Origin of the sequence: Pseudomonas sp. KB_12 (assembly GCF_052114545.1) — a bacterium.
In the GTDB taxonomy this organism is placed as follows: Bacteria; Pseudomonadota; Gammaproteobacteria; order Pseudomonadales; family Pseudomonadaceae; genus Aquipseudomonas; species Aquipseudomonas brassicacearum.
This window is the reverse complement of the sequence record NZ_JBFREY010000037.1, coordinates 13,155-25,671: the sequence shown is the minus strand read 5'-3', so window position 1 is coordinate 25,671 and position 12,517 is coordinate 13,155. Positions and strand designations below refer to the sequence as shown.

General features: G+C 64.0%; 10 protein-coding genes. 3 read left to right on the top strand and 7 right to left on the bottom strand.

The window, feature by feature from the left end:
- Positions 1–24: 24 nt before the first annotated feature.
- From AB4Z20_RS23885 to AB4Z20_RS23855, 7 genes are all read right to left on the bottom strand, one after another.
- Entirely contained in the window at positions 25–1,035 is a 1,011-nt protein-coding gene (locus tag AB4Z20_RS23885) for a chemotaxis response regulator protein-glutamate methylesterase (RefSeq protein ID WP_214511356.1), read from the bottom strand.
- Complete coding sequence (locus tag AB4Z20_RS23880) at positions 1,032–3,296, bottom strand: hybrid sensor histidine kinase/response regulator (RefSeq protein ID WP_442090695.1); 2,265 nt, start codon at positions 3,294–3,296, stop codon at positions 1,032–1,034. The genes AB4Z20_RS23885 and AB4Z20_RS23880 overlap by 4 nt, the downstream gene beginning before the upstream one ends.
- Positions 3,293–3,964, bottom strand: a complete 672-nt coding sequence (locus tag AB4Z20_RS23875; RefSeq protein WP_214511354.1) for a chemotaxis protein CheW — start codon at positions 3,962–3,964, stop codon at positions 3,293–3,295. The genes AB4Z20_RS23880 and AB4Z20_RS23875 overlap by 4 nt, the downstream gene beginning before the upstream one ends.
- Positions 3,961–5,226 carry a CheR family methyltransferase gene (locus AB4Z20_RS23870; protein ID WP_258690419.1) on the bottom strand — a complete coding sequence of 422 codons (1,266 nt, stop codon included), beginning with the start codon at positions 5,224–5,226 and terminating at the stop codon, positions 3,961–3,963. The genes AB4Z20_RS23875 and AB4Z20_RS23870 overlap by 4 nt, the downstream gene beginning before the upstream one ends.
- Positions 5,223–5,759 (bottom strand): chemotaxis protein CheW, encoded by a 537-nt coding sequence (locus AB4Z20_RS23865; RefSeq protein WP_258690418.1) that lies wholly within the window; start codon positions 5,757–5,759, stop codon positions 5,223–5,225. The genes AB4Z20_RS23870 and AB4Z20_RS23865 overlap by 4 nt, the downstream gene beginning before the upstream one ends.
- The gene (locus tag AB4Z20_RS23860; protein ID WP_253471815.1) at positions 5,759–7,381 is read right to left on the bottom strand and encodes a methyl-accepting chemotaxis protein; all 1,623 of its coding nucleotides are present in this window, start codon (positions 7,379–7,381) and stop codon (positions 5,759–5,761) included. The genes AB4Z20_RS23865 and AB4Z20_RS23860 overlap by 1 nt, the downstream gene beginning before the upstream one ends.
- Before the next feature lie 329 nt (positions 7,382–7,710).
- Entirely contained in the window at positions 7,711–8,421 is a 711-nt protein-coding gene (locus tag AB4Z20_RS23855; RefSeq protein WP_003198134.1) for a tellurite resistance TerB family protein, read from the bottom strand.
- 182 nt (positions 8,422–8,603) lie between these two features.
- On the opposite strand from AB4Z20_RS23855, the gene AB4Z20_RS23850 reads away from it, so the two are divergent.
- From AB4Z20_RS23850 to ydcS, 3 genes are all read left to right on the top strand, one after another.
- Positions 8,604–9,518 carry a LysR family transcriptional regulator gene (locus AB4Z20_RS23850; protein ID WP_320389963.1) on the top strand — a complete coding sequence of 305 codons (915 nt, stop codon included), beginning with the start codon at positions 8,604–8,606 and terminating at the stop codon, positions 9,516–9,518.
- Positions 9,519–9,712: 194 nt separating this feature from the next.
- Positions 9,713–11,170 (top strand): gamma-aminobutyraldehyde dehydrogenase, encoded by a 1,458-nt coding sequence (locus AB4Z20_RS23845; protein ID WP_320389962.1) that lies wholly within the window; start codon positions 9,713–9,715, stop codon positions 11,168–11,170.
- A 90-nt stretch (positions 11,171–11,260) separates the two neighbouring features.
- Positions 11,261–12,412, top strand: coding sequence for a putative ABC transporter substrate-binding protein YdcS (gene ydcS, locus AB4Z20_RS23840; RefSeq protein ID WP_253471811.1), 1,152 nt, complete (start codon positions 11,261–11,263; stop codon positions 12,410–12,412).
- Positions 12,413–12,517: the final 105 nt, after the last annotated feature.

Sequence of the window (12,517 nt, the reverse complement as noted above, 5' to 3'; positions counted from 1 at the left end):
CTGGCGCAAGGCTGGCGGGGTTCATCATGGGGTAAAAATCTCCAACAACCGTGGCGCGATAGCATCCAGGGCGAGAATATGGGCGGCGGCGTCGATGGCGGCCGCCGCTTTGGGCATCCCGTACACCGCGCTGCTGCGCTGATCCTGGGCGATGGTCACATAGCCCTGCTCTCGCATGAGCTTAAGCCCTTGTGCACCGTCGCGGCCCATGCCAGTGAGCAATACACCCACCGCATCACCGCTCCAGTACTGGGCGACACTGTCGAAAAACACGTCGATGGAGGGCCGGTAGATCTCGTTCACCGGCTCGGCGGTGTAGGCCAGGGTGCCGTCCTTCAACAAACGCAGATGATGATTGGTCCCGGCCAGTAACACCGTGCCGCTCTGCGGCGTCTCGCCGTGCAGGGCCAGGCGCACCGTGTGGCCCGAGACACTGCCCAGCCACTCGGCCATGCCTGCAGCGAACACCTCGTCCACATGCTGGACCAGCACGATGGCCGGGGCAAAGTCACGCGGCAGCGCCTTGAGCAGCACCTCCAGCGCCGCCGGCCCGCCCGCCGACGACCCGATGGCCACCAGGCTCTTGCGCGACACTGCCGCACGCTGCGCCGCTGGCGCAGGTCGTTCACGCTTGTTGCGCTCACCAATCAGCCAGCCGATGTTGGTAATCTTGCGCAGCAGCGGCGCCGCCGCATCTGCCGGGTTACCGACGCCCAGGGCCGGGGTGTCGACCACATCCAACGCGCCATGGCCCATGGCCTCGAACACCCGGTGGACATTCTGCTGGCTGTCACCGGTGACAATCACGATAGCGCACGGGCTGTCGGCCATGATCCGCCGGGTGGCTTCCACGCCATCCATGATCGGCATGAACAAGTCCATGAGGATCAGGTCCGGGGTGTATTCGGCGCAACGCTGCACCGCCTCGGCGCCGTTGGCGGCCACCCAGACCAGTTGATGCGCCGGCTCGAACGCCAGGGCGCGGCGCAGGGCTTCGACCGCCAGGGGCATGTCATTGACGATGGCGATCTTCAAGCGCGTGCCCCTCCGATCAATTCGACCACGGCATCGAGCAAGGCGTCGTCGTGGAAACTCGCCTTGGCCAAATAATAGTCGGCCCCGGCGTCGAGACCACGACGGCGGTCTTCTTCGCGGTCCTTGTAGGACACCACCATCACCGGCAGCGACTGCAAGCGGTTGTCGCGCCGCAACAGCGACACCAGCTCGATGCCGTCCATGCGTGGCATGTCGATGTCGGTGATCAGCAAGTCGAAATCCTCCGAGCGCAATGCATTCCAGCCATCCATGCCATCCACCGCCACCGCCACGTCGTAGCCGCGATTGAGCAACAACTTGCGTTGCAGCTCGCGCACGGTCAGGGAGTCGTCCACCACCAGGATCCGCTTGCGCGGGGCCTGGGCCTGGTTCTGCCGGGCGATACGCTCCAGGCGCCCGGTATCGAGCAACTTGTCCACCGAACGCAGCAGGTCTTCGACATCGACAATCAACACCACTGAACCGTCGTCGAGCAAGGCCCCGGCGGAAATGTCCTGGACCTTGCCCAAGCGTTCGTCCAGGGGCAGGACCACCAGCGTCCGCTCGCCGATGAAGCGCTCCACCGCCACGCCGTAGATCGTCTCGCGCTCGCGGATCACCACGACCTTGAGGGTCTGGCTACTGCCTTGCGTCGCCGGGCGATTGAGCAATTGGCTGGCGGCCACCAGCCCGATATGCCGGCCTTCGTGCCAAAAATGCTGGCGACCTTCGAGCTGGACGATGTCTTCCGGCGCCAGGTCGCACATGCGTTCGATGTGGGCCAGGGGAAAGGCGTACGCTTCATCGCCGACCTCCACCACCAGGCTGCGCACCACCGACAGCGTCAGCGGCACCTCGAGATGGAAACGACTGCCCTCGCCCGCCGTCTGCTCCAGCACCACCGCACCGCGCAGTTGCCGGACCATGTGCTGGACGGCGTCCAGGCCGACGCCGCGCCCGGACACTTCGGTGACTTTGTCACGCAGGCTGAAACCGGGCAGGAACAGGAAAGTCAGCAGCTCCTCTTCGCTCAGGCTGGCGGCGGTTTGCTCAGGGGAAAGGCCGCGCTCGACGATGCTGCGGCGCACCCGTTCCAGGTCCACCCCGGCGCCATCGTCCGCCAACTCCAACACCAACAGGCCAGCCTGATGGGAAGCCCGCAGGCGGATCAGGCCTTCGGCGGGCTTGCCGGCCAGTATTCGTTGCTCCGGGGGTTCGATGCCATGGTCCACGGCGTTGCGCAGCAAATGGGTCAGCGGCGCTTCGAGCTGCTCCAGCACATCGCGGTCGACCTGGGTTTTCTCGCCCTCAATCTCCAGGCGCACCTGTTTACCCAAACTGCGGCCCAGGTCACGGACCATGCGTACCTGACCCGAAAGCACATCGGCGAACGGCCGCATGCGACAGGCCAGCGCGGTGTCGTACAGCACCTGCGCCCGCTGACTGGCCTGCCAGGCGAACTCATCCAGCTCGGCGGTTTTCTGCGCCAGCAATTGCTGGGTTTCGGCGAGCAAACGGCGGGCATCGCCAAGGGCTTCCTGGGCTTGCAGGCTCAGGGCATGGTCCTTGAGGTGCACGTTCAGCTCTTCAAGGGCGCGCAAGCCGCTGCTTTGCTGGCGCTTGAGCCGCTGCATCGCCGCCAGCCAGGGCTTGAGGCGCTGGGTCTCCACCAGGGACTTGCTCGACAGGTCGAGCAAACTGTTGAGGCGTTCGGCCGTGACCCGCAAGACCCGCTCGCCGCCTTCGGTGACCCGTTTGCGCTTGGGGGCCGGCTCAGTCGTCGGGGGCAGTTCCACTTCCGGCAGCTCGACGCGTAGCGGCTCGACCGGTGTCTCGACGCTTGGTAAGACCATTGCCGGGGCCTGCGGCGCGTTGGGATCAAGCAGCCGCCCCATCAACCCCACATAAGCGTCGATGTCCGGGGCGCCGACGCTGTTGCCCGGGGTGGCGATACGCGTCAGCAGGTCGGTGCCTTGCAGCAAGGCATCGATGTGCTCGGCGCCCAGCACCAGGCGCCGCTCCTGGGCGCTGACCAGGCAATCTTCCATCACATGGGCCACGCTGACCCCGGCGTCCACCCCGACAATGCGCGCCGCGCCCTTGAGGGAGTGCGCCGCGCGCATGCACGACTCGAGGTATTCGGCCTGGGTCGGGTCGCGCTCCAGGGCCAGCAGGCCGGTGCTCAGCACCTGGGTCTGGGCTTCGGCTTCCAGGCTGAACAGTTCCAGCAACGAGGCGTCGCGCATCTGATCAGGGGTCATGACAGGCTCCGAGCCACGGCGGACAGCAGTTGTTCTTCATCCAGCCAGCGCAGGCTGCGACCCTTGAAGGGCAGCACGCCACGGGTGTACTTGCCCGTCGATTGCGAAGCGCTCGCCAGGATGCGCTCATCGATGGCATGGATGCCGTCCACCTCATCCACCGGCACCACCACCGGCCCGCCCTTGGCCGCGACAATCAACATGCGCGGCATCACCCGTGCGCCGGCAACCACCGCTGCGCCGGGCTCCAGGTCCAAGAGCTCCACCAGCGACAGGCAGGCCACCAGCGCCCCGCGTACATTCGCCACCCCCAACAAGGCCCGCGAGCGCTGGTGGGGCAAGGAATGGATCGGCTGCAACGGCGCCACTTCCACCAGGCTGCGCGTCGTCAGGCCCAGCCATTCCTCGCCGAGGCGGAACATCAGCAGCGAGCGCGTGACCACATCGGTGTCCGCGGGGGCAAGGGACAGATCCCGCTGATCCTGTGGCAAGGCATACCGGTCGAGCAGCCGGGTGGCGGCCGCCGAATACACCGAGCAATTGCGGCAGTGAATATGCTCGACCAACAACGGACAGGATTTGTCGCCATGCACGCCGATGCGATTCCAGCAGTCGTCGATAGCCTGGGCATCGTCATGGGTGACGGTGTAAGAAGCCGAACCGCTCATCGTTTGTGCTCACTGTCTGCCGCGCGCCCGCTACGGGCGGCGCGTTCCTGCAATCGACGGGCTCCGGCCGCGTCTCCCTGGGAAGCCAGCAGCGCCGCCAGATGCACCAGGGCCTCGGCGTGTTGCGGTTCAAGATAAAGCGCCTTGCGATAAAAACCCTGGGCTTCAAGGGCGCTGCCAGCCATGTCGCTGAGCAGGCCCAACCAATAGAACACCTGGGCGTTTGGCGCGTGGCTGCGCAAGTAGGCCTCGCAAGCCACGCGGGCCTCGGCGCTTTTGCCAGCGTTGGCCAGGGCGGCAATATTGGCCAGCAAGGTCGCGGCATCGCTGCTTTTGGGCTCGGCAATCGGCGTCACGCTCGTCGCAAACGGCCGCGGTCGAATCACCGGAGGGACAACGCGGGGCGGTGGCTGACGAACCGGCAGCGGGGTCGGCATCAAGGCCGGCAACGGTTGCGGCTCGGGAGCCCCCTGGCGGCTGAAGGCGAACGATTGGGCGATCCCGATCGAGCGCATACCCAGTCGGCCCAGCAAGCTGCCCTCGGCGGGGCCGATAAACAGCACACCGTCCTGATGGGTCAGGCGCTTGAGCACCTCGAACACCTGCTGTTGGGTCGGCTGGTCGAAATAGATCAGCAGGTTGCGACAGAACACAAAGTCGTACGGTGCCTCGTTCACCAACAAGGCCGGATCCAGCAGGTTGCCCACTTGCAAACGCACCTGTTCGCGCACCCGCTCGCTGAGGCGGTAGCCCTCGTCTTCGGCGTCGAAGTACCGCTCGCGAAAACCCAGCTCCGCGCCACGGAAGGAATTCCTGCCGTAACGCGCTTCCTTGGCCCGCGCCACCGACAGCGGGCTGACGTCCAGGCCGTCCACCTTGAACTGATGCGGTCCCAGGCCTGCATCGAGCAAGGCCATGGCAATCGAATAAGGTTCTTCGCCGGTGGAACACGGCAAGCTGAGGATGCGCAGCGCGCGCAGGTGCTTGATCTCGGCCAGGCGCTTGACTGCCAGCTTGGCGAGGGTGGCGAAGGATTCGGGGTAGCGGAAAAACCAGGTCTCCGGGACGATTACCGCTTCGATCAGCGCCTGCTGCTCCTGGGCCGAATACTGCAGGCCCTGCCAATATTCATCGGCGGTTCGCCCGGGCACGGCAATGATGCGCTGGCGCACGGCCCGCTCAATGATCGCGGTGCCGACGGAGGTCACATCCAGGCCGATGCGCTCCTTGAGAAAATCGAAAAAACGCTGGTCGTTGTTCATGGCGTTGCCTCGAGGTCGTCGAGGTTCAGCGGCGGCGCAGGAAACAGCAGCGCCCGAACGGATTCATCGAGCAGGTCATTGACCCGCACCCATTGCAGCAACCCCTGGGCATCTTCGCGCACCGGGCCGAGGTACGGCGCCTGCCGGTTGTCCAGGCCATAGGGTTTGAAATCGGCCGGGTCACAGCGCACGGTGTCGGTCGCCTGTTCCAGGATCAGGCCCAGCACCTGTCCCGTTTGTTGCGCGTCGCCCTGATAGCGCACCAGCACCAGTCGCGTACTGGTCCGGGCCTGTGCGCTCTGGCCAAAGGTCAGGGCGCACAGGTCGATCACCGGCACCACCGTGCCACGCCAGGCAAACACCCCCGCCACCCAGGACGGCGCCCGGGCAATCGGCTTGAGAGGCAGGCGCGGCAGCACTTCCACCACATCGATGGCCTGCAGGGCGTAACGTTCGTTGCCGACGCAGAACACCAGGAACAACGACTGGCGGGCCGTCGGTGCGGCGCCACGCCGGGTCTCGAGTTCGCCCATCAGACTTTGAAACGCGAGACGCCGCTGCGCAGCCCTACGGCTACCTGGCTCAGCTCGTCGATGGCGGAACTGGCCTGGCGCAGGGACTCCACGGTCTGGCTGCTGGCATCGCCCAACTGCACCAAGGCGTGGTTGATCTGCTCGGCACCGGTGGCCTGGGCCTGCATGCCTTCGTTGACCATCAACACCCGCGGTGCCAGGGCCTGGACCTGATGGATGATCTGCGACAGTTGCTCACCCACCTGCTGCACTTCAGCCATGCCCCGGCGCACTTCTTCGGAGAACTTGTCCATGCCCATCACCCCGGCCGATACCGCGGACTGGATCTCGCGCACCATCTGCTCGATGTCATAGGTCGCCACGGCGGTCTGGTCGGCCAGGCGTCGTACTTCAGTGGCGACCACGGCGAAACCACGACCGTACTCGCCGGCCTTTTCGGCCTCGATGGCCGCGTTGAGGGACAACAGGTTGGTCTGGTCGGCCACCTTGACGATGGTCACCACCACCTGGTTGATGTTGCCGGCCTTCTCGTTGAGGATCGCCAGCTTGGCGTTCACCAGGTCGGCGGCGCCCATCACCGAATGCATGGTTTCCTCCATGCGCGCCAGGCCTTGCTGGCCGGAGCCGGCGGCCACCGAGGCCTGGTCGGCGGCGGTGGACACCTCTGTCATGGTGCGCACCAGGTCTCGTGAGGTGGCGGCGATTTCCCGGGACGTCGCGCCGATCTCGGTGGTGGTGGCGGCGGTTTCGGTGGCCGTGGCCTGTTGCTGGCGCGAGGTGGCGGCGATCTCGGTCACCGAAGTGGTGACCTGCACAGAGGAGCGTTGGGCCTGGGACACCAGTGAGGTCAGCTCGGCCATCATGTCGTTGAAGCCGGTTTCCACGGCGCCGAATTCGTCTTTGCGCGCCAGGTTCAGGCGCCCGCTCAGGTCGCCGCTGCGCATGATCTCGAGGATCTCGACGATGCGGTTCATCGGCCCCATGATCGCCCGCATCAGCAACAGGCCACAGAGTACGGCGACGACCAGCGCGACCAGAAACGACAGGCCCATGGCGACCTTGGCCGCCGTTACCGCATCGCCGATGGTCTGGGTGGCGTTTTCCGCCAGCTCACGATTGCGCTCGATGATGTGGTTCAAATGCCCGCGGCCGCCGATCCATTCCGGCGTCAGCTCTTTGTCCAAGGCCTGCCGCGCCCCTTCGTAGTCCTTGCGCTGGTACAAGTCCAGGACCTTTGCCATGGCTTGGTTGAACGCCTGGTGATTGACCTCGAACTCGTCGAAAGAGGCTTGGTCGGCCGGGTTCTGGATCAGTTTTTGGTAGTTCTGCATCTCTTCGCGCAGGTGCTGCTCGAAGCCCTGGTAGCGGGCCTTGTCCTCGGCGGTGATTTCCCGGTTGCCCGAAAGGCCGACGATTTGCTGGGTCAAGACGTAGCTGTCCACCCAGCCACCGCGAATCATGGAGCTGTAATACACCCCTGGCACCGCATCGACCCGGACGTTTTCTTCACTGTCCTCGATCTTCAACAACCGCGAATACGAGACAACCACCATCAACAGCATGATGGCGATGATCACTGCAAAACTCGCCAGGATGCGTTGGCGCAATGTCCAATTCTTCACAGTAAAACCTCGGGTACTTGAAATGCTGGGGAGTATAGCCGAGGGCGGTGTCGGGCCTGTATGGCGGTGTGAGGGGATTTTTGAGCTGTGGGAGCGAGCTTGCTCGCGATAGCGGTGCATCAGTCAAAAACACTGTGACTGACCGGGCCCCATCGCGAGCAAGCTCGCTCCCACAGGAAATGCGTTGGACACAGGATTACCAAACACCACAAAACCACTGTGGGAGCGAGCTTGCTCGCGATAGCGGGGTGTCAGGCAACGCAGCTGTGACTGGCCGGGCACCTTCGCGAGCAAGCTCGCTCCCACAGGGGACTGTGGTTGGGACTGTTCTATACAGTCGCCTGACGTACCTGTTTCTCCAACTCCACCTTCAGCCCCGGCTCCAGCTTGAGTTGGCGCGCCAGTTCATCGAGGTAGGATTTCTCCATGAAGTTTTCCTCGTCCACCAGCATCACGCTGGCGATGTACATTTCTGCCGCCATTTCCGGGGTGCTGGCGGCGCGGGCGACGTCGGTGGGGTCCAGGGGCTTGTTCAGTTCGGCGTGCAGCCAGTGTTGCAGTTCCTGGTCGTTGTCGAGCTTGGTGAACTCGCCTTCGATCAACTGCCGCTCACGCTCGTCCACATGGCCGTCGGCCTTGGCCGCCGCCACCAGCGCCTTGAGGATCGCCTGGCTGTGCTGCTCGACCTGCGCCGGGGGTACACGGTCGAGGGTCTGCGGTTCGGTTTTCGGCGCGGTGCCTTGCTGGGCCTGCCAGTTGCCATAGGCCTTGTAGGCGATCACGCCCAAGGCCGCGAGCCCACCATAGGCCAGGGCCTTGCCGCCGAAACTTCGGGCTTTCTTGTTGCCCAGCAACAGGCCCATGGCCCCGGCGGCCAGTGCCCCGCCGCCCGCGCCGGAAAGCATCCCGCCCAGGTTGCCGGAGCCGCCGAGCAATCCGCCCAGACCGCCAGACGACTTGCCTTGGGACCCGCCAGCCTTGTTCTGCAACATTTCCTGGCCGGACTTGAGAAGCTGATCGAGCAATCCACGGGTGTTCATTTGTCGTCTCCACATTTCGGGTCAACGTAAGGCCACCAGCCTAGATCGAAAGTGCCCCGGCGCCTGCGGCGAGATTGCTTCCAGATGTTGCCTGGCTCATTCAAAGACGCACTCACCTATCCTTCTAAAAAAACGATATACACTCCAGCACATTGATAAAACCGCCCACCGGGTATTCGACCATGATGACCCTGCGCCAGATCCGCCATTTCATCGCCGTGGCCGAAACCGGCTCGATCTCCGCCGCTGCGCAAACGGCGTTCATTTCCCAATCCACCCTGACCCTGGCCATCCAGCAACTGGAGCAGGAAATCGGCGTCAGCCTGTTCAACCGCCACGCCAAGGGCATGACCCTGACCCACCAGGGTCATCAATTCCTGCGCCAGGCCCATTTGATCCTGGCCACCGTCGACAACGCCAAGCGCAGCCTGCAACAGAGCACCGACCAGATCGCCGGCCAAGTCACCATTGGCGTTACCAGCCTGGTCGCCGGCTATTACCTGGCTGACCTGCTGACCCGTTTCCAGCGCGCCTATCCAAACGTGGAAATCCGCGTGATGGAGGACGAACGCCCGTACATCGAGCATTTGCTGGTCAGCGGCGAAATCGACGTCGGGGTGTTGATCCTGTCCAACCTGGAAGACCGCCACGCCCTGCAGACCGAAGTCCTGACGCACTCACCACACCGTTTGTGGCTGCCGGCGCAGCACCCACTGCTGGAACACGACAGCATCAACCTGGCCGATGTGGCCCGCGAACCGCTGATCCAACTGAACGTCGATGAAATGGACCGCAACGCCCAGCGTCTGTGGCGCGGTGCCGGCCTGCAACCGAAGATAACCCTGCGCACGGCCTCGACCGAAGCGGTGCGCAGCCTGGTGGCGGCGGGATTGGGCGTGTCGATCCAGCCGGACATGACCTACCGTCCATGGTCGCTGGAAGGCGACATCATCGAAGCACGACCGATTGCCGACCTCAACCAGACCCTTGACGTCGGCCTGGCCTGGCGCCGAGGCACGGCGCGACCGGCGTCGGTCGACCCGTTCCTGGCGGTCGCCCGGGAACAGCTCCATGGCGGGCGCAAGCCATCTATTTAATCGAACGCAGCCTTGAGTATTTCGAATTTGTCGGCCTTGTGGCTGAGCACTAATCTGACTACGCGCCCCCTTCCTGTGGGAGCTGTGCTTGCTCGCGATAGCGGTGGGTCAGGCAACATTGATTCGACTGACAGACCGCTATCGCGAGCAAGCTCGCTCCCACAGGTTCTTTGTTTCAACTGAGACCTATAAAAATGGCTGGTACGCAAACCCCGTTGTGCACCGCGTTGCTGATCGATGGGGAGCTGGTTCCCGGTGCAGGCATCGTCGAGCCGATTCTCAACCCGGCCACCGGTGAAGTAGTGGCTCACATCGCCGAGGCCAGTACCGAGCAGGTCGAAGCTGCGATCCTCGCCGCCCACCAGGCCTTCGACGGCTGGTCGCGCACCACGCCGCAACAACGCTCGAACCTGCTGCTGGACATCGCCAGCGCCATCGAAAGGAACGCCGATGAGCTGGCCCGCCTCGAATCCCTGAACTGCGGCAAGCCGCTGCACCTGGCGCGTCAGGACGACCTCAGTGCGACGGTGGATGTATTCCGTTTCTTCGCTGGCGCCGTGCGCTGCCAGACCGGCCAGCTCAGTGGCGAATACCTGCCCGGCTACACCAGCATGGTGCGCCGCGACCCGATTGGCGTGGTGGCGTCCATTGCACCGTGGAACTACCCAATCATGATGGCCGCGTGGAAAATCGCCCCGGCCCTGGCCGCCGGCAATACGCTGGTGTTCAAGCCGTCGGAACACACACCGCTGTCGATCCTGGCCCTGGCGCCAACACTGGCCCAGATCCTGCCACGAGGCGTCATCAACATCCTCTGCGGGGGCGGCGAAGGTGTGGGCAGCCATCTGGTCAGCCATCCCAAGGTGCGCATGGTCTCGCTGACCGGCGATATCGTCACCGGACAGAAGATCCTCCAGGCAGCAGCGAAAACCCTCAAGCGCACGCACCTGGAGCTGGGCGGCAAGGCGCCGGTGATCGTGTGCAACGACGCCGACATCCAGGCCGTGGTCGAAGGCGTGCGCACCTACGGTTATTACAACGCTGGGCAGGATTGCACCGCGGCCTGCCGGATCTACGCCCAGGACGGGATTCACGACCGTCTGGTGGCCGAACTCGGCGCGGCGGTCAGCAGCCTGCGCTTTGCCGGCAAGCGCGACGCCGACAATGAGATCGGCCCGCTGATCAGCACTCGCCAGCGCGACCGCGTGGCCAGTTTTGTCGAGCGTGCCCTCGGCCAACCACACATCGAACGCATTACCGGCGCGGCGGTGCATTCCGGTGCCGGCTTCTACTACCAGCCCACGCTGCTGGCCGGCTGCAAGCAAAGCGATGAAATCGTCCAGCGCGAAGTATTCGGCCCGGTCGTCACCGTGACCCGCTTCGACGAACTCAGCCAGGCGGTGGACTGGGCCAACGACTCCGAATATGGCCTGGCGTCCTCGGTATGGACCCAGAACCTCGACAAGGCCATGCAAGTGGCGGCGCGCCTGCAATACGGCTGCACCTGGATCAACAGCCATTTCATGCTGGTCAGCGAAATGCCCCACGGCGGCCTGAAACGTTCGGGCTACGGCAAAGACCTGTCCAGCGATTCGCTCCAGGACTACAGCGTGGTGCGCCACATCATGGCCCGCCACGGCCAGCATCTCTAGATAACAGCACTACTCTAATAACAGGCCACCCATGGCGCTTCACCCTGTTCGAACACTGCCCCGACCATAATTAAAGCAAGAGGGATTTCCATGTACGCGCACAAGACCGTATTGCTCAGTGCAATCACCACGGCGCTGCTGACCAGCGTCAGCCTCCAGGCCGCCGAACCTATCAAGGCCGTCGGCGCCGGCGAGGGCCAACTGGATATCGTCGCCTGGCCGGGTTACATCGAGCGCGGCGAAAGCGACAAGGCCTACGATTGGGTCACCGGTTTCGAGAAGGAAACCGGTTGCAAGGTCAATGTGAAAACTGCCGCTACCTCCGACGAAATGGTCAGCCTGATGACCAAGGGTGGCTACGACCTGGTCACCGCCTCGGGCGACGCCTCGTTGCGGCTGATTGCCGGCAAGCGCGTGCAGCCGATCAACACCGCGCTGATCCCCAACTGGAAAAACCTCGACCCGCGCCTCAAGGATGCACCGTGGTACGTGGTCAACCAGCAGACCTACGGCACCCCGTACCAGTGGGGCCCAAACGTGCTGATGTACAACACCGACGTGTTCAAGCAGGCGCCCACCAGTTGGAGCGTGCTGTTCAGCGCTCAGAACCTGCCCGACGGCAAGCCGAACAAAGGCCGCGTGCAAGCCTACGATGGCCCGATCTACATCGCCGACGCGGCGCTGTACCTCAAGACCGCCAAGCCTGAGCTGGGCATCAAGGACCCGTACCAACTCGACGAAGCCCAGTACAAGGCAGTGTTGGAATTGCTGCGGGCCCAGCAGCCGCTGATCCACCGCTACTGGCACGACACCACCGTGCAGATGAGCGATTTCAAGAACGAAGGCGTGGTGGCATCCGGCGCCTGGCCGTATCAGGTCAACGGCCTGATGAACGAGAAGCAACCGATCGCCTCGACCATTCCGAAGGAAGGCGCCACCGGTTGGGCCGACACTACGATGTTGCACGCCGAGGCCAAACACCCCAACTGCGCGTACAAGTGGATGGACTGGTCGCTGCAACCGAAAGTCCAGGGTGACGTCGCCGCGTGGTTCGGCTCGTTGCCGGCGGTGCCGGCGGCGTGCAAGGGCAGCGAACTGCTGGGCGCCGAGGGCTGCAAGACCAACGGTTTCGATCAGTTCGACAAGATCGCCTTCTGGAAAACCCCACAGGCCGAGGGCGGCAAGTTCGTGCCGTACAGCCGCTGGACCCAGGACTACATTGCGATCATGGGCGGGCGGTAAGGCCTCAGTCGGCGAAAAACTGGAGCTGAGCACCGCTCTTGTGTGGGAGCAAGGCTTGCCCGCGATGAAGATGACGCGGTATCTCGGGGAGCCGAGGCGCCTGTA

Coding starts and splice junctions, on each gene's coding strand:
- AB4Z20_RS23845 (WP_320389962.1), top strand. CDS start 9,713: ATGGCTGGTACGCAAACCCCGTTGTGCACCGCGTTGCTGATCGATGGG.
- ydcS (WP_253471811.1), top strand. CDS start 11,261: ATGTACGCGCACAAGACCGTATTGCTCAGTGCAATCACCACGGCGCTG.
- AB4Z20_RS23870 (WP_258690419.1), bottom strand. CDS start 5,226: ATGAACAACGACCAGCGTTTTTTCGATTTTCTCAAGGAGCGCATCGGC.
- AB4Z20_RS23880 (WP_442090695.1), bottom strand. CDS start 3,296: ATGACCCCTGATCAGATGCGCGACGCCTCGTTGCTGGAACTGTTCAGC.
- AB4Z20_RS23875 (WP_214511354.1), bottom strand. CDS start 3,964: ATGAGCGGTTCGGCTTCTTACACCGTCACCCATGACGATGCCCAGGCT.
- AB4Z20_RS23865 (WP_258690418.1), bottom strand. CDS start 5,759: ATGGGCGAACTCGAGACCCGGCGTGGCGCCGCACCGACGGCCCGCCAG.
- AB4Z20_RS23850 (WP_320389963.1), top strand. CDS start 8,604: ATGATGACCCTGCGCCAGATCCGCCATTTCATCGCCGTGGCCGAAACC.
- AB4Z20_RS23855 (WP_003198134.1), bottom strand. CDS start 8,421: ATGAACACCCGTGGATTGCTCGATCAGCTTCTCAAGTCCGGCCAGGAA.